We start from the raw sequence: 24,772 nt of genomic DNA on the forward strand, positions 1-24,772 counted from the left end.
TAAACTAATTGGCGGGATTAATAAGTAAAAAATTCCTCTTCCACCTTGTTACTTATTTCGGTAAGACTATTGAGTATATTGTTAATAAAAGATTTGATGTCCTTCTCTATCTCCTCTATATATTTGTACTCATATTCGGCCCGGACCCTCCCAATAAGAAATGCGGTAGATTCTTTGTTATACTTCCTTTCCGGATCCAAGATTTTAATGTTTTTGTAAACTTGGTTCAAAGAATTCATCACCGAGCGCGGAGAATTAGGGTTCAAAATTAAAAACTCTAAGGTCGAAATACTTGTGGGTGTCTTTTTGTAAAACCTACGCATCATATCGTAGGATTCCGCACATTTAAGAAGAGTTGTCCACTCAAAGCTATTACCGAACTTATCTCCATAACTGCCCTGCGCTTTCATCGCATCATTATACTTAGTGTTTATAATACGGGTGATTTGAGTGGCTCTTTCAATATTGATTCCCATAAGAATGATGGCGTAGACGGAGTCGTGAAGTAATGTTCCTCGAATCTTGCCCCGTAGGATTGCGGTCATTTCAGTAACGTTGACCGTAAAGTCATGAAGACCATTTTTAACGAATACATCCTTGGGATATTTGAGGACAAAATGATAGAACTTATTTATAGCCTCGTATAGTTCTGTGGATATAAGATCTCTGGCACTATTGGCATTTTCCCTGGCATATTTCACATTGTTTATTATGGAATACGGGAATGCAGGGTCTAGTCCAATTTTATATAAAACTTCTTCTTCATTTAATTGTACGTTTTCATCCTCCACTGGGTCACCGACCATAAAGTGCATAGACCTAAGTACGAACTGTCTGTTCTGTGACTGTATATTAGGTGCGTCTAAAGATGAGAAATAGTTTACGTTCAGATAACGGGCAATATGTTCTGAACGTTCTATATAACGTCCCATCCAAAACAGGTTATTGGCTACTCTTGCTAACATATATAAATTTTAATTTTTTAGGACCCACGTGTCTTTAGATCCACCTCCTTGAGAAGAGTTTACGATTAGATTACCTTTTTGTAACGCTACTCGGGTAAGACCCCCTTTTAGCACAAATTCTTTATCTTTTCCTAGAACGGTAAATGTTCTTAAATCCACATGTCTTTGTTCAAAGGATTCACTATCATCAATATAAGTGGGATGAACGGACAGTGACATAATGGGCTGAGCTACGTACTTTCTAGGATTTTCTTTTACTTGTTTCTTTACTGTTTCAATTTCAGCCTTAGTTAATTTATTTCCTATAGATATACCGTAACCACCTGCTTCATCCACAGGTTTAATGACCAGTTCGGCAATATGTTCCAACACATATTTGAGTTCATCCGGTCTACTGCAATGATAAGTATGCACATTTTTTAGAATAGGTTCTTCATCCAAATAGTATTTAATGATTTGTGGCATATAGGTATACACTGCCTTGTCATCTGCTACACCGGTACCGGGAGCATTCGCTAGGGTTACGTTCCCCTTCTTGTAGGCAGCAAAAAGCCCGGGAACTCCTATTGCTGAATCAGGTTTAAATTCTAAAGGATCTATGAAAAGGTCATCTATTCGTCTGTAAATGACATCTACTTTTTGCGGTCCACGGATGGTTTTCATATAGACAAAATCATTTTCTACAAAGAGGTCCCTACCCTCAACTAGTTCAACACCCATGGTCTTTGCCAAATAAGAATGCTCGTAAAACGCCGAATTGTACATGCCAGGTGTTATTACAACACAATTGGGAACGTCCACTCCTTTGGGCTTTACCGATTCTAGAAGATCCAATAGGTTCTCGGCATAATTCGTTACGGTATGGGTCTGATAATGGTTGAATACTCCAAAAAGTGCTCTTTTCAAGGCAGTACGGTTACAGATAACGTAGCTTACTCCAGACGGACAGCGTATATTGTCCTCAAGAACATAATACTCTCCATCTTTATGCTTTATGACATCCGTACCGGAAATATGGTTATAGATACCTCCAGGAGGATTAATTCCGTTCATTTGGTCCAAATAATTAGCCGATGAGCTTATAAGCTCTAAGGGCACAATACCATCCTTCAATATTTTTTTATCGTGATAGATATCCCAAAGGAAAAGGTTTAGTGCCTTACTTCTCTGAATAGCACCTTTTTCTATAATGTCCCATTCGTTGGCATCGATAATTCGAGGGAATAGATCAAAAGGAAAAATTTTCTCTTGTGTCTCGTTGCCACCATAAACCTGAAAGGTTATGCCTTGATTAAAAAAAGAAGATTTAGCCTTAGAGTTTAGACTTACATAATCGTTTATAGAGTGTTCCCCGTAGAGATTGAATAATTTTTGATATACATCTTTTATATTGCCGTTCTTATCGTAAATCTCATCGTACAATTCTGGGTTTCTTTGATAGGACGAGAATATTTGATTTTCAATGTTTCCCATGTAAATTGGTTTTCCTAAAAGGTACTAGTTTTTATTACAATATCAAATGTGATTTTAAGATTAATATTTTGGAATTTTGAGTTTCTGATAAAAATCAATTCGATTTATTAATAATTCTATTTTTTTCCAATTGCTGATTTTACAGAATTCGGGTTAATCATATTTTAGGTATTTTTAGCTCCTAAACCAAAAGAAATGAAAAACGTATTGATTTTGCTTATTGGCATGCTTTCCTGTCAATTTCTTACCTCTCAATTTTCAGAAAATAAAAAGGATTTTAAAAGATATGATGGACTTTTCGATTTCTACTACGACAAAGCAAACGATAAGATTTATTTGGAAGTTCAAAAGCTGAATGAGGAATTTTTATACGTGTATTCCTTGAGCAGTGGTATCGGAAGCAATGATATTGGATTGGATAGGGGACAACTGGGTAACGAGCAAGTAGTGTTTTTTAAAAAGGCGGGCAATAAGCTACTTCTGGTTCAGCCCAATTTGAAATTTAGAGCCCTTACCGATAATGAACTAGAACGAAAATCTGTAGAGCAAGCGTTCGCTAAATCCATTTTATACGGTTTTAAAATCGAAGAAGAGGAGAATGGAAAGTACGTGATAGATATTACTGACTTTTTGATGCAAGATGCCCACGGGGTTTCTAGTAGATTAAAAAGAGCAAAACAGGGTTCCTACAGTTTGGATAAATCTAAAAGCGCAATTGCTTTGGACCGTACGAAGGTGTTTCCTCAAAACGTGGAATTCGATATGACTTTGACGTTCAAAGGGGAACCCGAGGGTGCTTATATCAGGTCCGTAGTACCTGACCCATCATTAATTACGGTCGCCCAACATGCTTCGTTCATCGCGTTGCCGGATAATGGATATGAAAAACGTGTTTTTGACCCGAGAAGTGGCTCTTATCCATTTTCGTACTATGACTACTCCACACCGGTACAAGAACCAATTTTGAAAAGATTCATTACGAGACATCGGCTAGAGAAAAAAATCCTACCGCCGAAGTTAGTGAAGCGGTTGAACCCATTATTTATTATTTGGATAATGGTACTCCAGAACCGGTTCGTTCCGCACTGTTGGATGGTGGTCGTTGGTGGAACCAAGCTTTCGAAGCCATTGGATACAAAGATGCGTTTCAATTAAAAATGTTGCCTGACGATGCAGATCCTTTGGATGTAAGATACAACGTTATCCAATGGGTACATCGTTCTACTAGAGGTTGGAGCTATGGTAGTAGCATTACCGACCCTAGAACGGGAGAAATCATTAAAGGTCATGTAAGCTTGGGCAGTCTACGCATTCGCCAGGATTTTCTAATAGCACAGGCTTTAATGAATAAACCCTTTGCAGAGCGTGATGATAATTATCAACCTATGTTGGATTTGGCCTTGGCCCGGATACGGCAATTGTCGGCCCATGAGATTGGGCATACCTTAGGTTTTGCCCATAACTATGCGGCCAGTACCACGGGTAAGGCTTCTGTTATGGACTACCCTCATCCGCAGTTCAGCATTAAAAACGGAACATTAGATTTTGCCAATGCTTATGACACAAAAATTGGGGACTGGGATAAAATAACGGTAGCCTATTCCTATGCAGATTTTCCAGAGGGGACCTCAGAAAGGGAAGGTTTAAATACCATTTTAGATAAGGCCCAAGATGATGGTTTACGATTTATTACGGACCAAGATGCAAGACCACAAGGAAGCGCCCATGTTTTGGCCCATTTATGGGATAATGGGAAGGACGTAAGTCAAGAATTGGACGATATGCTGAAAATTAGGGAGCTTGCTATTTCCAATTTTTCTATGGATAATATCCGGGCTAACGAACCTAATTCGGTTCTTGAAGATATTTTTGCCCCCTTGTACTTTTTCCATAGGTATCAGACAGAGGCTGTTGCTAAGGTTGTCGGTGGTTTGGAATACAATTATACGGTAAAAGGTGATGGTCAAGAGACCGTAACCATTGTTGATAAGAAAATTCAGGAAACAGCTTTAAAAAGTATCCTAAAGACCTTGGATGCATTGGTAATAGCAATACCAATGGAAAAATTACCATTATTTCCACCAAGGGCATTTGGTTATCCTCGCACAAGGGAATCGATAAAAGGTAGGACAGGGGTTTCCTTTGATGCTCTTTCGGCACCTGAAACCGCCGCCGACATGACCTTAGGATTTCTACTGCATCCAGAAAGGGCTTCCCGACTAATTCAGCAGAAGGCATTAGCGTCAGGAAATCTAGGATTGGAAGAGGTTTTAAGTCAAGTTGTTTCAAATACGGTCGGTAAAACCTATAAGGACACTTATTTGAATGAAGTCCAAACCAACATCAATTTTAGGGTATTGTTTCATTTGATGAATTTGGCCGCACACACAGAAGTACATCCCCATGTGAACGCGATAGCAAATGAGAAGCTTTTAAAACTTAAGTCGACCTTACTCACTTCTGGTAAAAGCGATATAGCTAAAGAAATGGTTAGAAGGATTGATGGATTCCTAGAAGAACCCGAAGAATTCAAGGTAATTCCAGTTGCTGAAATTCCGGACGGATCACCGATTGGTATGGATTGTTTTCATTAGAAAATTGCCGTATTTACTTGAACTGGGACAGTAATTAATCGTATTTTATTTTGAATTTGTTTTTGAACTCGACACTTGACCTTTAACATGAAAATTAACCTTATAAGCGATACAGTTACTAAACCCACTCCTGGTATGCTGGACGCCATGATGACTGCTGAAGTCGGTGATGATGTATTTAAGGAAGACCCTTCGGTAAACGCTTTGGAGGAAAAGGTTGCCGTAATGTATGGCATGGAGGCAGCCCTGTTTTTTCCTAGCGGCACAATGACCAACCAAACGGCCATTAAATTGCATACGCAACCAGGGGAGCAATTAATATGTGATAAATATGCCCATGTCTACAATTATGAGGGGGGAGGCGTAAGTTTTAATAGTGGTGTTTCCTGTAGGCTCGTGGATGGCACGAGGGGAATGATGACCGCCGAACAGGTAGAAGCGGTAATTAACCCGCCCGATTTCTACCATAGTCCGTTGACTACATTGGTCTGTGTGGAAAATACCGCAAATAAGGGAGGAGGCTCTTGTTGGGATTTTACAGAACTAGAGCGAATAGACAAAGTCTGTAAAAAACATCACCTAGGATATCATTTGGATGGGGCGCGAATATGGAATGCGCTTATTGCTAAAAATGAGACCCCGGAACAATATGGAAAACTTTTTGACACAATAAGTGTTTGTTTAAGTAAAGGTCTCGGCTGTCCCGTGGGCTCCGTACTTCTTGGGAGCAAATCAGCAATTCAAAAAGCGCTTCGTATCAGAAAGGTGTTGGGCGGCGGCATGCGCCAAGCAGGTTTTTTGGCAGCTGCGGGAATTTATGCGTTGGACCATCATATTGACAGACTTTCAAAAGACCACGCAAAAGCAAAAGATCTTGGGCAAACACTGAGCGAATTAAGCTTTATTAAAAAAGTAGAACCGATTGAAACCAACATTATCATTTTTGAAATGGATGAGAACTATATGTCTAGTGATGATTTTGTTTCAAAATTGTTGGAACATGATATTCATATCATCAGTATGGGACAGGGAAAATTAAGAATGGTCACCCATATGGATTATTCTGATGAAATGCATACACGTGTAAGGGAAGTATTGCGGCAACTATAATTCCCCTATGGTTTTAATAGGTTGAAGGCTATTCTTTAAATTTTTGATTCCATTTTCCATTCCTGCTTCGGAGGAATATAGGCCACTGCTACCAATCGTCTGGCCTTCTTCATTTTTAAGATTGAATAGAAATTTACCTTCAAAATTAGTCTTACGTTCAAAAAGTGTCACTGGGCTATTTACTTTTCTTAAACTTTTCAAGGTTTTGTCCAACGCTTTTTTGTCTGCAAAAGGAATACTCTCCAGCAAGGTTTTGCCTGATTGCGATTTAACAACAAATTGAAAATCAGTTGATTTTACCTTCTTAATTTCTATCACTTCTGGTCCTTTTCTCTAAAGATAATGAAATAAGGGGTAATTTTTATAGCGTCACTTTTCTTACTTAAAAAGCGAGTCCATGCCCGGTATGTTTGGCATACCCTCTTTGGCAACGGCTGCAAGTTCTGCTTCGTTAATTTCAGTTGCTTTTTTAATGGCCTTATTAAGCGTTATAATCAAATAGTCTTCAAGTTGTTCCTTGTCCTCCATGAGGCTGTCGTCAATACGTATGCTTTTCAGCTCTCTATTTGCAGTTATGGTCACTTTTAAGGAACCATCATTGGACGATTCGTCAACCATTACGGAATCCATTCTCTTTTTGGTGGCTTCAACTTTTTGCTGGGTTTCCTTTAATTTCCCCATCATGCCCATCATATCTCCAAACATAATCTTCTATTTTATAGTTAAGGTAAAAGTAAGAAATTGTTTCATTACAGCGCTTAATGAAAAGGCAGCTTTAGGATGGAAAAGCTAGTGAAAATAGTCTTATTTTTGCGGCTATTTCTCTCAAATAAACAGAATTAGGATGCCAAAAGTTAATCCCCCTAAAGCAAAAAAAATACCCAAGGAACTAGTTATCCATAATGATACAAGAGTGGATCCTTATTATTGGTTAAATAACAGGGAGAATAAGGAGGTGATTGATTATTTACAGCATGAAAACGATTATTATAATTTAATAACAGAGCCAACTAAAAAGTTCCAGGAATCACTTTTTCATGAAATGAAAGGAAGAATTAAAGAGGATGATTCTTCGGTTCCCTATAAATCAAATGGTTATTGGTATAGGACCAGATATGAAACGGGGAAAGAGTATCCGTTGTATTGTAGGCATAAGGAAATCCTTGATGCCCCAGAGGAAATCATTTTCAACGGCAACGAAATGGCTGAGGGACATGATTATTTCAAAATTGGGGGAATTGCCATCAGTCCTAACAACAAATTAGCCGCTTTTGGGGTGGATACAGTATCTAGAAGGCAGTACAGTTTACGAATAAAAAATCTGGAGACCCAGGTAGTCTTTGAGGAGTCCATTGAGAATACGACAGGTGGTGCCGTATGGGCCGATGATAATAAAACCCTATTCTACACCAAAAAGGACCCGGTAACTTTGCGCTCGGACAAGGTTTACAAGCATATTTTAGGAACCTCTGCGGAAAGTGACAAGCTCGTTTATCATGAAAAGGATGAGACGTTTAGCACTTTTGTCTATCGTACGAAATCGAAGAAATATATTTTCATTGGCTCGGTGAGTACAATGACTTCTGAGTTTCAATTTTTACCGACAGCTAATCCTGATGGAGCGTTTAAGATGTTTTCTCCTAGAAAACGCGGTTTGGAGTATACCGTATTCCATTATAAAAATTCCTTCTACATACTCACGAATAAGGATGGTGCCAGAAATTTCAAATTGATGAAAACCGATGAGGAAAAAACCCTATCGGATGACTGGCAAGAGTTTTTACCACACCGGGAAGAAGTGCTTTTGGAAGACATCGATATTTTTAAGGACTATTATGTACTATCCGAACGTGAGAATGGACTTAATCAGATTAAAATCATAAGATGGGACGGAAGTGATCGTTATTACCTTCCTTTTAAAAGTGAAACCTATACTGCTTACGTTGGTAGTAACCCCGATTTTGAAACGGATTGGTTACGATACGCTTACAATTCCCTCACCACTCCAAGTTCCGTCATAGACTTCAACATGCTAACCCGGGAAAAGGTCGTAAAAAAGGAACAAGAAGTTTTAGGAGGAAAATTCGAGAAAGTGGATTATAGGGAACAGCGTATTTGGGCTACCGCACGAGATGGGGTTCAGGTTCCCATTTCTATGGTGTACCATAAGGACACCCATTTGGATAGTACAACCCCCGTTTTGCAGTATGCATACGGGTCATATGGTTCTACCATTGACCCTTACTTCTCCACGGTGCGCTTAAGTCTTCTGGACAGGGGCTTTGTTTATGCCATTGCCCATGTTAGGGGAGGGGAGTATCTGGGCCGTAAATGGTATGAAGACGGAAAATTACTATATAAAAAAAATACGTTTACAGACTTCATAGACTGTTCAAAGTTTTTAATAGATTCAAATTTTACGAGTCCAGAACATCTGTATGCTATGGGAGGATCTGCAGGTGGTCTATTAATGGGGGTCATCATCAATTTGGCTCCTGAATTATACAACGGTATAGTGGCTGCCGTTCCTTTTGTGGACGTTGTAACCACGATGTTAGACGATACCATCCCCCTGACTACAGGTGAATACGACGAGTGGGGAAATCCGAACGAAAAAGAATATTATGAGTATATGAAATCATATTCTCCGTATGATAACGTTAAGAAGCAAGGATACCCTAATATGTTGGTTACGTCCGGTTTGCACGATTCCCAGGTGCAGTATTTTGAGCCTGCTAAATGGGTAGCAAAGTTAAGGGATATGAAAACGGATAAGAATGTGTTGTTGTTCGATATCAATATGGAAGCTGGTCATGGTGGGGCATCAGGGCGTTTTGAAGCTTTGAAAGAAGTGACAAAGGAATATGCTTTTTTGTTGAATTTAGAAGGAAAAATCCCATAGTTGAAAAAAAATAGTAGTTTTGTAGCGGAATTTTGACATTTTTCCGAAAACGTCAACGAACCAAAATCCACTTATGGCAAATAAGATAAAGGCTTACAATAATATTCTAGAGCTTGTTGGAAATACACCTCTAGTTAAGCTAAATCGAATTACAAAAAATCTTACGGGTAACTTTTACGCCAAGGTTGAATCCTTTAACCCGGGACATTCCTCCAAAGATAGAATCGCTATTCATATCATAGAAGAAGCGGAAAGAAGGGGAATACTAACCGAAGGAAGTACCATAATAGAGACTACATCCGGTAATACCGGTTTCAGTATTGCTATGGTAAGCATCATCAAAGGTTATGACTGCATATTAGCGGTGAGCTCAAAGTCGTCTAAGGATAAGATTGATATGTTACGCTCCATGGGAGCCAAGGTATATGTATGTCCCGCCCACGTTAGCGCAGACGATCCTAGGTCTTATTATCAGGTGGCTAAACGTTTGCATGAAGAAACCAAAGGTTCCATATATATTAATCAATACTTCAACGAATTGAATATGGAAGCCCATTACAAATCCACAGGTCCTGAGATTTGGGATCAAACTAATGGACAAATAACACATTTCGTAGCGTGTAGTGGCACTGGCGGAACAATCTCAGGTACTGCCAAGTACCTTAAGGAACAAAATCCGAATATAAAGGTTATCGGTGTAGATGCTTTTGGTTCCGTTCTTAAAAAATACCATGAAACCAGGGAGTTTGATGCGAATGAAATCTACCCATACAGAATTGAAGGATTAGGAAAGAACTTGATTCCAGGAGCAACGGACTTTGACATGATTGATGAGTTTATCAAAGTTTCAGATGAGGAAAGCGCCCACACAGCAAGGGAAATCTCTAAAACAGAGGGTATTTTTGTCGGTTACACTAGTGGTGCGGTAATGCAAGCCTTAAAACAATTGGACGAACTAAATACGTTTGATAAATACAGTAACATTGTAGCTATTTTTCCCGATCACGGCTCTAGGTACATGAGTAAAATATATAGTGATCAATGGATGGAAGACCAAGGTTTCTTGGATACCAACTCAGTTGAGGAAACACAGGAAATTCAATTCATAAAATAGAAAACATACGATTATTCTTTTAAAAAACGGGCGTGTAGCCCGTTTTTTATGCCCACTAAATAATTTATGAATGCATGCTAAAAATATTTACTTTTGCAGACAGAACCAAATTTAGGCAATGAGAGACTTATTTGAAAGAATACTAGAAAATAAAGGCCCTTTAGGGAAATGGGCATCGCAAGCTGAAGGATATTTTGTGTTTCCGAAACTGGAAGGCCCAATTTCCAACCGGATGAAATTTCAAGGTAAGGAGGTTATTACATGGAGTATCAACGATTATTTGGGACTTGCCAACTTACCTGAAATTAAAAAAATTGATGGTGAAACAGCTGCCGAATATGGGGCTGCGTATCCTATGGGAGCCCGTATGATGAGTGGCCATACCGATTTTCATGAGCAATTGGAACAGGAATGTGCTGCATTTGTTGATAAAGAGGCTGCGTATTTACTGAATTTCGGTTACCAAGGTATTATGTCCGCCATTGATGCATTGGTTAGTAAGGACGATATCATTGTTTATGATGTAGACTGTCATGCGTGTATCATAGATGGCGTTCGTTTGCACATGGGTAAGCGTTTTACCTTTAAGCACAATGATGTAGAAAGTTTGGAAACCAATCTTGATCGCGCCACTAAAATGGCAGAGCAGACCGGCGGCGGTATCTTAGTAATTTCCGAAGGTGTTTTTGGAATGCGGGGACAGCAAGGAAAGCTAAAGGAAATAGTTGCTCTTAAAGAAAAATATAATTTTCGCTTTTTGGTCGATGATGCACATGGTTTCGGTACACTCGGTAAAACCGGGGCGGGAGCAGGAGAGGAGCAAGGCGTCCAAGACGGTATTGATGTTTACTTCGCCACTTTTGCCAAATCAATGGCAAGTATAGGAGCCTTTTTGGCTGCTGATAAGGAAATCATCGATTATCTAAAATATAATTTGCGTTCACAAATGTTCGCTAAGTCCCTTCCAATGACTTATGTCAAAGGAGCATTAAAAAGATTGGATATGTTGCGCACACAACCGGAGCTTAAAGCTAAGCTTTGGGAAAATGTAAACGCACTACAGAACGGATTAAAAGAGAAAGGTTTTGATATTGGTACAACAACTAGCTGTGTTACGCCGGTATATCTAAATGGTAGTATCCCGGAGGCAATGGCCTTGGTAAAGGATTTGCGTGAAAATTATGGTATTTTCTGCTCCATTGTGGTGTATCCTGTTATTCCAAAAGGATTGATACTACTCCGTATGATTCCTACCGCAACACATACTATGGAGGATATTTCTGAGACATTGGATGCTTTCTCCGCAATTCGAGAACGTTTAGAAAATGGTACGTATAAGCGTTTATCCGCCGCAGTTGCCGCTGCAATGGGAGAATAAGAATTAATTTTAAATAAATAGAAAAAGTTCCAATGTATTTTGGGACTTTTTTATTTTCTATCGACCATCAAATCAAATTCTTACGATAAGTTCTTCGTCTTTTATAGACGATAGGATCAAAATGTTTCCACATTTGTTTAATGGCCAAGTTCTCTTCCAATTCAGGCGTTCGATAACACATCTCGATTTTCTTTTCTTGGAAGGTTTTATAGTATTCGTTAAATATTATAGCCGTCACCCCCTTGTTTTGATATTCCGGATGTATACCGATGAGGTAGAAAATTACATCCTTACTATGTTTTTTTGCTTTTAGTAAATGGTAAATGCCAAATGGGAACAGTTTTCCGTTCGCTTTTTGTAGCGCCTCGGAAAATGAGGGCATTACTATGGCAAAAGCGATAAGTTTATCGTTCTTGTCCTTAATAAACTTTATATATTCGGGATTGATAAAACTGATGTATTTTTTCTTGAAGTATGCTTTTTGGACCTCTGTGATGGGAACAAAAGATGATAGGCTGGAATATGTTTCGTTAAACAAGTCGAACATTTCATCCGCCAAGGGCATAACTTCCTTTGTCTTAGTAAAATTGACTTCTTTTAGTCCGTACCGGCGTTTGATCAGGTCATTGAGTTTGGTGAATAGTTTAGGGTCCGCATTGTTGGCTGGAAACTTATTTTCCATATACTCTTTTTCCTTTACGAATCCCAAACGCTCATAGTGCTCTTTGTAATAGGGATGATTGTACCAGGTAATCATGGTTCCAATATGGTCAAACCCTTCAACCAGCACACCAACTTTGTCTAGGTTGGAAAAACCAACCGGACCTTCCATATATTCCAGATTGTTTTTTTGACCTATTTCGGCAACTTTTTGCAATAAGGCATCTGAAACCTCATTATCATCTATAAAATCGAACCAACCGAAACGCATCTTTTTCAATCCTTGTTGCTCTACTTCCAGATTATTAATAATGGCCACTATTCGTCCCACGAGTTCATCGCCCTTATAGGCTAAGAAGAACCATGCCTCTGCATTTTTGAAGGCTGGGTTCTTAGACTTATCAAAAGTTTCCATCTCATCTTTAATGATCGGAGGCACCCAATATTTGGAGTCTTTATAGAGTGAAAAAGGAAAGGTTACGAAACTCTTTAAATCCTTTTTAGAAGTTATTTCTTTAATGGTAATCATCGACGGCTATTAGTGCCATCAATATTAGGTATATTAATCAAAACCTGAAAACGAAGCGACTGTATTTGTTGTAGAAAATCGTTGGCAAAATTAAAACTCCCAATCGTCGTCATCTTTGGTTTTCTTCTTGTTCTTTTCTGCTTTTTTTAGTTTTCTCAATTGTTTCTTGGAAGGGCCTAAATCTATGTCTTCTGCACCGCTTCCCTTATTCTTACGTTTTTTCTTCTTTTCCTTCTCCATGGCATTTTTCTCAATGGCTCCTCCATTTTCATCGGCATTTTGATCTTCAATTGGGATAAGGCTATCGGTATGGAAATCAAAACGGTAAGAACCGCCTACACTTACAAAAACGCGAGACGGAGTATTCTTAAAGCTGGCCCCAAGGTTCATATCTACTTGTAACCTTTCACTTAAAAGATGCGCCACACCACCACGTAATAATAAATCTGAATAACGGTCACTTTGGATACCTTGGTGCTCTAAAAAGGCACTCCATTTAGGATTTCTGAAGGCATGCGAGAGGGAAATTAAATAACCAAGTTCCGGAAATTCCGTCCCTATGCGGTCATATGAAGTGTTTGTAATCATTACGAACCTAGGCGTGAGTCTACTTTGTGTAGCAATCATAGCTCTAGGCGATATCGTAGCTTCACCAGGGTAGTAAGGATTGTCTCCTAGTACGAAGTTGGCCCCAGCGTACAACGAAATAGCTGGCAGTAGATTCTTAAATTGAAATTTGTTATTGGCGCGCCAGCTATAAAGATTTGGCTTATTTCGCTCTGGATTCTTAAATGGGTCATACACCAGAAATTTGAGTCCCAATCTATTTCTCTCGAAATCCCGGCGCTTTGCCTCTAAATCAAAATTATTGTAAATAATATCTTGATCCTTAAAAGTACCTTCATAATTGAGCTCCAAGCGCTCAAACAATAGGCCGTAACGTAAGGAAATCTCACTACCCCAGCTATCGGATTGTGTGTTCAACAAGTTATGGTCACTCTGTTCATAGAATGCCCCGAGTTCCAATTGTATCACATTTTTACCCACGGCGTAAGCACTTACGGATAGTCCGGGCCGATTAGAGTTAATGACATCGGTGTATTGCGCCGAAACCAAGAGAGGTAAAATAAATAATAAAAAAATGGGAGTACTACATATTCTTTTGATAGCAAAAGGGCTGCCCATGGGAATGACTTTATAATTATTTTAATACTTTGAAACTAGTAATACAACGCTAGAATTGTATTTTTGATATATACGATTCTAAATAAATGGTTTTTTTAAGAACAATACTTATAATTCTTTTGGTGTACTACCTGCTGAAAATCTTGGCCAAGTTCTTCGCGCCAAAAATTCTAAGCTATGCAGCAAAGAAAACGGAATCTCATTTTAAGCAGGCTTTTGAAGGTTTTGATACTCGAAATCAAAATCACGAAGAAAAGGTAGGTGATGTCATCATCAATAAAAAGTCCAAAAAGGAAAAGAACAATTCTGAAACTGTCGGGGAATATATAGATTTTGAAGAACTAGACTAGTTATAGTTATATTTGCGTAACTAACTTCCGCTTAGCAAATGAAGAAAGGTCTACAATTCTTTTTCACACATTTTTTTGTACTAGTTTTTTTCGTAGTTGCCGCACTGGCATATTTTCACCCCGTACTGCAGGGAAAGGTCATCTACCAGCATGATATTGCCCAATATACGGGCATGGCAAAGAAACAGAACGATTTCCGAAAGAAAACCGATGAAGAGCCTTATTGGACCAATAGTGCATTTGGAGGAATGCCAACCTATCAATTAGGTGCAAATTATCCACATAACTACATTAAAAAATTGGACAGGCTAATTAGATTTCTACCGAGACCTGCAGATTATCTTTTCCTATATTTTATCGGTTTTTATATATTACTCTGTTGTTTAAAAGTAGATTACAAGTTGGCCATAGTAGGTGCACTTGCTTTTGGCTTTTCCACTTATCTCATTATCATCATCGGAGCTGGTCATAACGCCAAGGCCCATGCCTTAGGTTATTTACCATTTTTACTTGCAGGTATCGTACTAGTATTCCGAAAAAAATACCTCTGGGGCTTTCTGCTGACTGCCTTGGCTATGGCTCTAGAAATTGTTGCCAACCACTATCAAATGACCTATTACTTTATGTTGTTGGTATTGGTGTTAGGCACTGTTCTTCTGATTGATGCCATCAAAAAAAGGAACTCAAGCACTATTTTATTTCTGTTGGTTTACTTTTGGGAGCAGTACTTGTTGGTATCGCAACAAATGCTACGGGGTTAATGGCAACCAAGGAATATGCGGATTGGAGTACCCGGGGAAAAAGTGAATTAACAATAAATCCCGATGGTTCCGCAAAGGACAATACGGGAGGATTGAGTAAAGAATATATTACCCAGTGGAGTTACGGTGTAACCGAATCTTTTAATCTTTTCGTACCGCGTTTATTTGGAGGCGCAAGTCAAGAAAATCTCGGTGAGGACTCAAAATCGTTCAATTATTTGGTGGACAAGGGATTGCCCCGATCCAGTGCTCTGGATTTTGTTAGCGGTATTCCTTTGTATTGGGGACAACAACCCATAACCTCTGGTCCGGCTTACATAGGTGCAATTGTTTTCTTTTTGTTTATTCTGGGATTGTTTCTGGTAAAAAGTAAACACAAGTGGTGGTTGGTAGTTGGAACTATACTGTCATTGGTGCTATCATGGGGAAAGAATTTCAGTACGCTTACCGATTTTATGATCGATTATTTTCCGCTTTATGACAAATTCCGTGCAGTTTCTTCTATACAGGTAATATTGGAACTCTGTGTACCTATTTTAGCGATTCTCGCACTTAAAAAAATGTTCTCGACAAAGGTGGATGTATCTGCTAAACTGAGTTCCCTTAAATATGCCGCGGGGGTTGTTTTGGGCTTGGGAGTTCTTCTTTTTGTATTTAAGGGAATGTTCGATTTTATTGGTCCGGGAGATGACCGCTTACGTATGACCGGACTGGAAGAATTACCAGAGATGCTGCGTTTAGATCGTAAGGCTGTTTATACCAGCGATTTGCTCCGTTCAATGACCTATGTGCTAATAACAAGCGTGCTACTATGGTTTTATATTAAAGGAAAGCTCAAAACAAATTTGATGGTATTGACGATTGGGCTTTTGATAGTTTTTGATTTAGTAGGGGTGAACCTTAGGTATGTGAACGAGGATAGTTTTGTGTCCAAGAGAAGAATGTTGGAACCGTTTCAGCCCACAGCAGCCGATAAACAAATTTTGGAGGATGACGGTGTTTTTAGGGTATTTGACCAAACCGATGGTTTTGACTCTGCAAAGACCGCATATTTTCACCAGAGTATTACCGGATACCATGCGGCGAAACCGGCAGGTATGCAGGACCTTTTCGATTTTCATATCTACAATGGTAATCTTTCAGTATTCAACATGCTTAACGTAAAATACTTAGTAAGACAGGACGAAGAAGGAAATAGTTTTCCGATTGAAAACCCAAATGCCAATGGTAATGCATGGTTTGTAGAAAACTTGAAACAAGTGAATTCTGCCAATGCAGAAATTCAAGCATTGGATAGTTTAAACACCAAAGTTACCGCTGTTGTGAATACGAACGATTTTAAGAACATTAATAGATATAATTATCAAATAGATTCCACTGCCTCTATAAGTCTTATTGATTATAAACCCAATCATCTTAGTTATACAACCAACAATCCAAATGCCGGGGTAGCCGTCTTTTCTGAAATGTATTACGGTAATGGCTGGAACGCCTATATTGATGGAGAACTTACGGACCACTTTCGTGTCAACTATGTTTTAAGGGCCTTGAAGGTTCCTGAAGGAAAGCATAAGGTCGAATTCAAATTTGAGCCCAAAGTCGTTGAACAAGGGAGTAAGATTACATTGGCGAGTACTTTGCTATTGGGACTAATATTACTTGGCGGAATAGGTTTTTCTTTCTGGAAGGGTAAAAAGGAAGACAAATCCTAATGAAAAAGGTATTGGTCATCACGTACTATTGGCCGCCAGCTGGTGGTCCCGGGGTACAGCGATGGCTTAAATTCGTAAAATACCTGAGGGATTTTGATATTGAACCCGTGGTTTATATCCCAGAAAATCCCCAATATCCATTATTGGACGATACGTTCAGAGACGAAATTGCTTCGGACATCACCGTTTATAAACACCCCATTTTTGAACCGTATCGATTAGCAAGCCTATTTTCTCGTAAAAAGACAAAGCGGATTAGTGCCGGAATTATTCAAACTAAAAATCAATCGCTTTTAGAAAAACTGATGCTTTGGATTCGGGGTAATCTGTTTATTCCAGATGCCCGAAAATATTGGGTGAAACCTTCCGTCAAATTTTTGACTGGTATTTTAGAGAAAGAAGGTATTGATACTGTTATTACTACAGGTCCGCCACATAGTGTTCATCTAATAGGTTACCACCTAAAAGAGAGTAAAGGCATAAAATGGATATCGGATTTTAGGGATCCTTGGACTTCTATTGGTTACCATAAGAAACTGAAACTAACCACACGTTCCAAAAATCGGCACAAGGAGTTAGAACGTATGGTTTTGAACAACGCTGATAAAATTTTAGTGACCAGCCAAACAACAAAAGAAGAATTTGAAGGAATCACGAAACGACCTATAAATGTGATCACCAATGGCTTTGATCACTTAAGACCAGGTCAGATAGCATTGGATGAAAAGTTTACCATTTCCCATATCGGCTCCATGCTCACTGGGCGTAACCCAAAAAATCTCTGGAAAATCCTTGGAGAACTGATCAAAGAAAATAAATCCTTTAATGAGACACTGGTTTTACAGTTTATAGGTGTTCTCAGTGATGATGTGATGACAAGTATTAGACACTTCGGATTGGAAGGGCACATGAAAGTTATTGGCTATGTTTCTCATGAAGAAGCCATTAAGTACCAGCAAAAATCACAGGTTTTGCTTTTGGCCGAAATAGATGTGGAGGATACAAAGGGTATAATTCCAGGTAAGCTGTTCGAATATATGGCCGCTGAAAGGCCTATACTTGGTATAGGACCAGAGAATTGGGAAGTGGCTAAAATAGTAAGTGAAACTAAGACTGGAGCTATATTTGAACACAGCGCTCATTTTCAATTGAAAAATGTACTTTTAAATTGGTTTGAACAATATCAGCAAAATCAACTTGCAGTATCTTCTGTAGATATTAATCAATACAGTAGGCGGGAACTCACGAGAAAACTAGCGGAATATATCTAAATGGGCATTGTACTAAAGCAGTCTTTGAATAATACCATTGTCACCTATATAGGTTTTGCCATTGGTGCCATCAATACGCTATTCTTGTACACCAATTTTATGCAAGCGGATAATTATGGATTGGTGCAAGTAGTATTGTCCGTTTCAGCCGTACTAATGCCCATATTGGCATTTGGTGTTCCTAACAGTCTTGTGAAATTCTATAGTAGTTTTCAAAGCAAAGCGGAGCAAGATAGTTTTCTAACGTCAATGCTCTTGTTACCCTTAATTTTAATCATCCCGGTTGCCGTCTTAAGTTATGTAGCTAATGATGCCATTGGCAGTCTATTGTCCAAAGAGAACCCGATAGTTCGGGAATACGTTTGGCATATTTTCTTTGCAGGTATGGCGATGGCTTACTTCGAAGTTTTTTATGCATGGGCCCGTATTAGAATGAAGTCGGTCTTTGGTAATTTCATGAAAGAACTTTTTTGCAGGGTAGGGCAGTCGGTTTTGTTGGTCTTGCTATGGATGGAGCTCATAGATATTAAATTTTTCATCAATGCCTTGGTGGGATTTTATTTATTGAGAACGCTGATTATGAAAATTTATGCCTATCGGTTACGGATGCCCAAATTAAAATTTAAGCCACCCGAAAATTGGGTAGAAATTTTAAAGTATAGCGCACTTATTATTTTAGGGGGTTCAACGGCTATAGTTTTAATGGAAGTGGACAAAGTTATGCTTAATAACTATCTACAACTGGAAAATGTAGCCTACTATGCCGTCGCAGGGTTTATTGCTTCTACCATAGCAGTACCATCCAGGGCCATGCATCAGATTACTTACCCCATGACGGCCGAGTATTTAAATCATAATGATACCGTTGGATTGAAAAGTCTGTACCAAAAAAGCTCCTTAACGCTTTTCATTATCTCTGGTCTTCTTTTTTTATTGATAGTTCTGAATCTGGAAGATTTATATCAACTACTTCCAAAAGGATACACCGGTGGATTTATGATTGTATTCTGGATAGGATTAGCCAAAGTTTACGATGCGTTATTAGGAAATAATAATTCTATCCTTTACAACTCGGATTATTATCGCTCCATATTATTTTTCGGAGTTTTATTGGCTGCAATGGCCGTAGGTCTTAATTTATGGCTAATACCTGCATACGGGCTAAAAGGAGCTGCCATTGCCAGTTTTTCAGCTTTTGCTATTTACAACACCCTTAAGATTTATTATGTCCGATCTAAATTTCATATTTCACCCTTTACGAACGAAACTTTAAAGGTTTTTGCCCTTATGTTGCTGGTCGGTGCGCTTTTCTATAGTTTTCAATTCTCTTTTCATCCCCTATTGAATATTCTTTTCAAGAGTATCCTCATGGTTGCCATGTACGTAGGTATTTTGTATCGATTCAAAATATCTGAAGATGTTTATGGAGTGCTCTCCAAATTTTTAAAGAATAAAAAATAATTCCTACCGAAGTCCATATCGCTTTACCGCAAGAAGCTCCTATTCGCCTTCAGGAATATGGGGTAGGGGTTTTTAATGCAATTTGTACAAAATCCGCTTTAAAAAAGGCTTTAAAAAAAGAGTTGATTTTAGTAAATGGGAAAATTGGAACTACAGCTACCCACATCCACGGTGAGGAACGAATCGAATATAAACCACCAAATGAAATCATTTCTTCTAAAAATCTTGATTTAGCATTGGAAGTTGTCTACGAAGATGATTACCTGGCAATAATCAATAAAACAGCTGGGATTCTAGTAAGCGGAAATAGATTCAAAACAGTGGCGAACGCCCTGGCACAGAACTTAAAAAAGAGCGACCAATCTGATTGGGCGGCACCTAAACCAGTTCATCGGTTAGATTATCCCACCACAGGATTAGTATTGGTTGGTAAGACAAGAGCTAGTATTGTTGCCCTGAATCAGCTTTTTGAAAATAAACTGATTTACAAAACGTATCATGCCGTTACTATTGGTAAAATGGAATCTAAAGGAAAGGTTTCCCTATCCATTGACGGCAAATCAGCTATTTCTGAGTTTAAGGTTTTACAAACCTTAATTTCTGAACGCTTTGGTTATTTGAATTTGGTAGAACTGAATCCTAAGACCGGAAGAAGACATCAGTTGCGAAAACACTTAGCAGCGCTAGGAAATCCAATTCTAGGTGATGCAAAATATAACAATCCCAAATTAATTTTGAAGGGTAAAGGGCTTTATCTTAACGCTACTTCTTTACAATTTAAGCATCCTTTCACAGAGGTAAATATGCATATTGAACACGAACTCCCAAAGAAATTCAGAAAATTGTTCGAAGCAAGCAAGGCCTCTTTTTCTTCTAAGACCTAACAAATATGCCCCCGTTTAATAATTAGATTTATGGGTGATAAAAAAAAGCCCCGTAGTGGACGAATCCGGCTACGGGGCTAAACAACTAACCAACCTAAAAACTATTTTTATTGTCTTCTACTACTTCTCGTGGTAGCCGACCTTGAATTATTTCTGCTACTTCTAGATGGCGCTTTGCTCACCGATCTAGAACTTGTGCTTCTACTAACTGTAGACCTAGATCTACTTGGAGTTGAAGTAGCCTTTTTACTAATCGAACTCCTTTGCGTTCTTGTATTAGAAACAGCTCGCTGCGTTCTACCTTGACTACTACGAACATTTGTATTTCTATTAGTAGGCTTCTTATAGGTAGTGGCCGTTCTCTTTACCGTTGTGCTTCTAGGCGTACGCGTCACCTCTCTTTTGCTAACCGTCCTACCTTTATTTCCACGAACACCACTGTTGTTTCCTCGAACACTACTGTTGTTTCCTCTTTTAACCGTTGTGGTACTTCGCTTCACGGTTGAAGTTCTGCCTACATTGTTGTTCCTATTGGAACGAACGGTGTTGTTAGATGCGACACTTCTTCCAGTTCTAGGAACATCACCTCGTTTGCTTAGGCTCCGGTTCGTTTTATAATTGTTGCCTCGCTTGGCAACACTTCTATTGCTTCGATAAGAGTTGTCTCTTACAGCAACTCTTCTATCGTTCCTGTAAATATTGGCTCTTTCCCTACGTACTTTATTGTACCTATGCTCCCTACCAATTTGCACATATGCCCTTCTGAAATTATTTCTATAAGGGTTATAGTATGTATACCTGATTGGAGAATAAAACCTTCTGTAAGGTCTGTTCAATACCAAGCAAAATCCTAATGCTGGTCGAGCGAACCATCTATGAAACGGACGATACACATAATTTCTATTATATATATTGATGTAACCGGTATGATAGTCATAAAATCCCCTATTATTATAGTAGACGTACATGCCACCAACTCTTCGGACTCTTCCATTTCTATAATTGATGTTCACATCTCCAATTTGTTCTACACGACCGTAGAAGTCGTAAAAGATAGGAACATTCTCCACCTGTATTACAGCTCCATAATCATCGTACTGAGCATACGGGCTATAATCAAAACCTGAATTGAAAGTCACTCCGTTTCGGCTGGCCGAAATACGATTATCTATATAAAAATCAAACTCACCATCGGGATATACTGAAAACGTAATGCCATTTTCAACAAAAATAAATGAGTCGTTGTATCTATAAGCATTGCGTGTTGCAACCTTATCTTCGCTTGTACCTGTGGCAAAGACACCTGTAGTGCCTAAAATCATCGCCGTAAAAAGGAGTACTAATTTTCTCATGATATAAGGTTTTAAACCTACCAACCGGCAGGTGGATTCCGAATGCAACTATTTACATTCCCTTACCTAATACCAAACAGCGTGCCAAAAAGTGAAGTATTTATATAATTAACTGATAGTCAATTAATTAAAATATTTTACATTTCATTTTTTTGATATAAAATGAAGTTTCAAACCTAATCACAACTTCTCTTTGAGATACTTCGCTGTAAAAGATTTCTCACTTTTAATAACTTCTTCCGGTGTACCTTCCGCCAATAATTGCCCGCCGTTTTCGCCACCACCAGGACCAAGGTCAATAATGTAATCGGCACATTTGATCAATTCAATATTGTGCTCAATTACTACAATGGAATGTCCCTTTTTGATGAGGGCATTGAAAGACTTTAACAATTTTTGGATATCGTGAAAATGAAGCCCAGTAGTGGGTTCATCAAAAATAAAAAGTGCCTTGTCCTTGGTAGTCCCTTTCACCAAAAAGGAGGCTAGCTTTATACGCTGCGCTTCACCGCCGGAAAGGGTAGAGGAAGACTGGCCTAAAGTAACGTAGCCTAAACCGACATCTTGTAGCGGTTTTAGTTTCCCTACAATTTTTTTCTGTTCCCCAGCTTCAAAGAAGGCAATGGCATCATCGATGGTCATGTTAAGGACATCATCAATATTGCAATTGTTGAAGGTAACTTCCAAGACATCTTTCTTAAAACGCTTTCCACCGCAGGTGTCACATTCCAAATGTACATCTGCCATGAACTGCATCTCTACCGTAATTTCTCCTTCTCCTTTACATTTTTCACAACGACCACCGTCAACGTTAAAAGAAAAATGTTTGGCTTGGTAGTTTCGAATCTTACTCAGTTTTTGGCTGGCATATAGGTTACGGATGTCATCATAAGCCTTTATATAGGTCACAGGGTTGGACCGGGAAGAACGGCCAATCGGATTTTGGTCTACGAATTCTACATGTTTAATATGGCTGTATTTACCCGATACCGATGTAAATTGCCCTGCCTTTTCGCCATAACCACCGACTTCTTTTAAGATAATAGGGTACAAAAGCTTCTTGACCAATGTACTCTTACCACTACCGGAAACTCCCGTGACTACGGTGAGCATGTCCAGAGGAAAAGTCACATTGATATTCTTTAGGTTGTGTTCCCTTGCACCTTTTATTTCAATATGGTTTTTAGACGTTCTTCTGTCCTTTGGAACTTCTATTTCCAAGGTCCCGTTAAGATAACTAGCCGTTAGGGAGGTCGATTTTAAAATTTCCGACAGGGTGCCTTGTGCAACTACCTCGCCGCCATGGGTACCGGCTTCTGGACCTATATCAATAACCACGTCGGCCGCTTTCATAATGTCCTCATCATGTTCCACCACGATTACCGTATTACCCAGATTCCTTAAGGATATTAATACTTCAATCAGATTTTCTGTGTCCTTAGGGTGCAGCCCAATACTAGGTTCGTCCAATATGTACATGGAACCTACCAGACTACTTCCCAAAGATGTTGCTAGATTTATACGCTGACTTTCTCCTCCAGACAAGGAGTTGGACTTCCGGTTTAGGGTTAAATAATTCAATCCAACTTTATCCAAAAAGCCCAAGCGGGTATTGATTTCTTTTAGTAGACGGTTGGCGATGTGCGCGTCATTTTTGCTCAATTCCAATTGTCCAAAGAAAATAATCAACTTTTCTATGGATAATCCTACTAATTCCGATATGGAGGTTCCACCCACTTTTACGTAATCTGTTTCCGGTCGCAAACGCTTGCCGTTACAAATATTGCATTTGGTCTTGCCCCTATATCTTGAAAGCATCACCCTATTCTGGATTTTATAACTTTTTTCTTCCAATGTTCCAAAGAACTTATGAAGTCCAATGAAATGGTCGTTCCCGTCCCAAACCAATTTTTGTTGTGCTTCGCTAAGCTCGTACCAAGGCTTATGTATGGGGAAATCAAATTTATAGGCAGAATTCACCAATTGATCACGATACCAGCTCATGCTCTCGCCTCGCCAAGGAAAAACTGCATTTTCATAAATAGACAATGCAGTGTTGGGAACCACCAAGTCCTCATCAATACCTATTACATCCCCATATCCCTCACATTTCGGACAGGCTCCGTATGGGTTATTGAAACTGAACAGATGAACGTTGGGCTCCAAAAATTGCATGCCGTCCAACTCAAATTGGTTACTAAAAAGAGTCTGCCGATTATTATCTAACGATTCTATAATACACTGTCCTTTGCCTTCAAAAAACGCCGTATCAACTGCGTTTGCCAAACGATTATAAAAGTCCTCGTCATTTTTGGTGATGATTCTATCAATAACCAAATCGAACTCCTTTCCAATGTCTTCGGGTGCTTGATCTATCCGAATTACCTTGCCTTGATATTTGATACGTGCGTAACCCTGTTTGGCAAATAATTGTAAAGATTTTATAGCATCCCTATCTTTTCTAATGCTAATTGGCGCCAGAAGCAACAGTTTTGTATTTTCCTCAAAAGATTTAATATGCGCTACAACATCCGTAACCGTATCTTTTTTCACCTCTTTTCCGGAAATGGGTGAGAAGGTCTTTCCGATGCGCGCATAAAGCAACTTCATATAATCATATATCTCAGTGGTCGTACCTACCGTTGAGCGCGGATTGGTAGAGTTTACTTTTTGTTCTATAGCAATAGCCGGTGCTATACCTTTAATATAATCAACTTTTGGTTTGTCCAATTTCCCTAAAAACTGTCGTGCGTAGGACGATAGACTTTCTACATAACGCCGCTGACCCTCGGCATATAAGGTGTCAAAGGCCAAACTCGATTTTCCGGAACCGGATAATCCTGTAATTACGACCAGTTTGTTTCTTGGGATGACAACATCAATATTTTTAAGATTGTGCAGCTTTGCACCTTTGATGATGATATTTTCTTTGGGGCTTATTTCGGCTATGGAGGGCATATGTTTTTCTAAGTTTGCAAAGATACAATATGGCACTTTCAATAACCAGTAAAAGACTTTGATCCTATTTAAAAGGGGAAAATTTTCACATTTTTTTTGGAGTATTTATTTTT

At 38.9% G+C, this 24,772-nt stretch carries 18 protein-coding genes and 1 pseudogene; 11 read left to right on the forward strand and 8 right to left on the reverse strand.

Features of this window, described 5'->3' with window-relative positions:
* Window positions 1-17 precede the first annotated feature (17 nt).
* Window positions 18-965, reverse strand: coding sequence for an alpha-E domain-containing protein (locus N8A89_RS15370; RefSeq protein WP_281543026.1), 948 nt, complete (start codon window positions 963-965; stop codon window positions 18-20).
* Window positions 966-974: 9 nt separating this feature from the next.
* Window positions 975-2,438, reverse strand: a complete 1,464-nt coding sequence (locus N8A89_RS15375; protein ID WP_289644565.1) for a circularly permuted type 2 ATP-grasp protein — start codon at window positions 2,436-2,438, stop codon at window positions 975-977.
* A 195-nt stretch (window positions 2,439-2,633) separates the two neighbouring features.
* Here N8A89_RS15375 and N8A89_RS15380 point away from each other — a divergent pair.
* Together N8A89_RS15380 and N8A89_RS15385 are read left to right on the forward strand one after the other, a co-directional pair.
* Window positions 2,634-5,032: pseudogene (locus N8A89_RS15380) on the forward strand (zinc-dependent metalloprotease).
* Between the two features lie 87 nt (window positions 5,033-5,119).
* Entirely contained in the window at window positions 5,120-6,142 is a 1,023-nt protein-coding gene (locus tag N8A89_RS15385) for a threonine aldolase family protein (RefSeq protein ID WP_289644566.1), read from the forward strand.
* Here N8A89_RS15385 and N8A89_RS15390 read toward each other — a convergent pair.
* On the reverse strand, window positions 6,137-6,460 hold the full coding sequence (locus tag N8A89_RS15390) for a YegP family protein (protein WP_281543027.1): 324 nt from the start codon (window positions 6,458-6,460) through the stop codon (window positions 6,137-6,139). The two genes, N8A89_RS15385 and N8A89_RS15390, sit on opposite strands and share 6 nt — an antisense overlap.
* Window positions 6,461-6,520: 60 nt before the next feature.
* Window positions 6,521-6,847: a YbaB/EbfC family nucleoid-associated protein gene (locus N8A89_RS15395; RefSeq protein WP_281543028.1), complete on the reverse strand. Its 327-nt coding sequence runs from the start codon at window positions 6,845-6,847 to the stop codon at window positions 6,521-6,523.
* Window positions 6,848-6,986: 139 nt separating this feature from the next.
* On the opposite strand from N8A89_RS15395, the gene N8A89_RS15400 reads away from it, so the two are divergent.
* The 3 genes from N8A89_RS15400 to capB all read left to right on the forward strand — a co-directional run bounded on the left by N8A89_RS15400 (window position 6,987) and on the right by capB (window position 11,536).
* Window positions 6,987-9,044, forward strand: coding sequence for a S9 family peptidase (locus tag N8A89_RS15400; protein ID WP_289644567.1), 2,058 nt, complete (start codon window positions 6,987-6,989; stop codon window positions 9,042-9,044).
* A 73-nt stretch (window positions 9,045-9,117) separates the two neighbouring features.
* Window positions 9,118-10,158, forward strand: a complete 1,041-nt coding sequence (capA, locus tag N8A89_RS15405) for a cysteate synthase (protein WP_281543029.1) — start codon at window positions 9,118-9,120, stop codon at window positions 10,156-10,158.
* Window positions 10,159-10,276: 118 nt separating this feature from the next.
* Window positions 10,277-11,536, forward strand: coding sequence for a cysteate-C-fatty acyltransferase (capB, locus tag N8A89_RS15410; protein ID WP_281543030.1), 1,260 nt, complete (start codon window positions 10,277-10,279; stop codon window positions 11,534-11,536).
* A 67-nt stretch (window positions 11,537-11,603) separates the two neighbouring features.
* Here capB and N8A89_RS15415 read toward each other — a convergent pair whose 3' ends face one another.
* Both N8A89_RS15415 and N8A89_RS15420 read right to left on the reverse strand, forming a co-directional pair.
* Entirely contained in the window at window positions 11,604-12,725 is a 1,122-nt protein-coding gene (locus N8A89_RS15415; RefSeq protein ID WP_281543031.1) for a GTP cyclohydrolase, read from the reverse strand.
* Between the two features lie 90 nt (window positions 12,726-12,815).
* Window positions 12,816-13,841: a transporter gene (locus N8A89_RS15420; protein ID WP_347343936.1), complete on the reverse strand. Its 1,026-nt coding sequence runs from the start codon at window positions 13,839-13,841 to the stop codon at window positions 12,816-12,818.
* Window positions 13,842-13,996: 155 nt separating this feature from the next.
* On the opposite strand from N8A89_RS15420, the gene N8A89_RS15425 reads away from it, so the two are divergent.
* From N8A89_RS15425 to N8A89_RS15445, 6 genes are all read left to right on the forward strand, one after another.
* Window positions 13,997-14,260 (forward strand): DUF4834 family protein, encoded by a 264-nt coding sequence (locus N8A89_RS15425; RefSeq protein ID WP_281543033.1) that lies wholly within the window; start codon window positions 13,997-13,999, stop codon window positions 14,258-14,260.
* Between the two features lie 38 nt (window positions 14,261-14,298).
* Window positions 14,299-15,021 carry a hypothetical protein gene (locus N8A89_RS17750; protein ID WP_347343937.1) on the forward strand — a complete coding sequence of 241 codons (723 nt, stop codon included), beginning with the start codon at window positions 14,299-14,301 and terminating at the stop codon, window positions 15,019-15,021.
* Window positions 15,021-16,733 (forward strand): YfhO family protein, encoded by a 1,713-nt coding sequence (locus tag N8A89_RS15430; protein WP_347343938.1) that lies wholly within the window; start codon window positions 15,021-15,023, stop codon window positions 16,731-16,733. The genes N8A89_RS17750 and N8A89_RS15430 overlap by 1 nt, the downstream gene beginning before the upstream one ends.
* Complete coding sequence (locus tag N8A89_RS15435) at window positions 16,733-18,004, forward strand: glycosyltransferase family 4 protein (protein ID WP_281543034.1); 1,272 nt, start codon at window positions 16,733-16,735, stop codon at window positions 18,002-18,004. Before N8A89_RS15430 ends, N8A89_RS15435 begins: the two co-directional genes overlap by 1 nt.
* Window positions 18,005-19,465 carry an oligosaccharide flippase family protein gene (locus N8A89_RS15440; RefSeq protein ID WP_289644568.1) on the forward strand — a complete coding sequence of 487 codons (1,461 nt, stop codon included), beginning with the start codon at window positions 18,005-18,007 and terminating at the stop codon, window positions 19,463-19,465.
* A 122-nt stretch (window positions 19,466-19,587) separates the two neighbouring features.
* Window positions 19,588-20,349 carry an RluA family pseudouridine synthase gene (locus N8A89_RS15445; RefSeq protein ID WP_347343939.1) on the forward strand — a complete coding sequence of 254 codons (762 nt, stop codon included), beginning with the start codon at window positions 19,588-19,590 and terminating at the stop codon, window positions 20,347-20,349.
* A 107-nt stretch (window positions 20,350-20,456) separates the two neighbouring features.
* Here N8A89_RS15445 and N8A89_RS15450 read toward each other — a convergent pair whose 3' ends face one another.
* Together N8A89_RS15450 and uvrA are read right to left on the reverse strand one after the other, a co-directional pair.
* Window positions 20,457-21,701 (reverse strand): hypothetical protein, encoded by a 1,245-nt coding sequence (locus N8A89_RS15450; protein ID WP_281543035.1) that lies wholly within the window; start codon window positions 21,699-21,701, stop codon window positions 20,457-20,459.
* A gap of 180 nt (window positions 21,702-21,881) precedes the next feature.
* The gene (gene uvrA, locus N8A89_RS15455; RefSeq protein WP_281543036.1) at window positions 21,882-24,659 is read right to left on the reverse strand and encodes an excinuclease ABC subunit UvrA; all 2,778 of its coding nucleotides are present in this window, start codon (window positions 24,657-24,659) and stop codon (window positions 21,882-21,884) included.
* Window positions 24,660-24,772 lie beyond the last annotated feature (113 nt).

The organism is Maribacter aestuarii (genome assembly GCF_027474845.2).
Taxonomy (GTDB): domain Bacteria; phylum Bacteroidota; class Bacteroidia; order Flavobacteriales; family Flavobacteriaceae; genus Maribacter; species Maribacter aestuarii.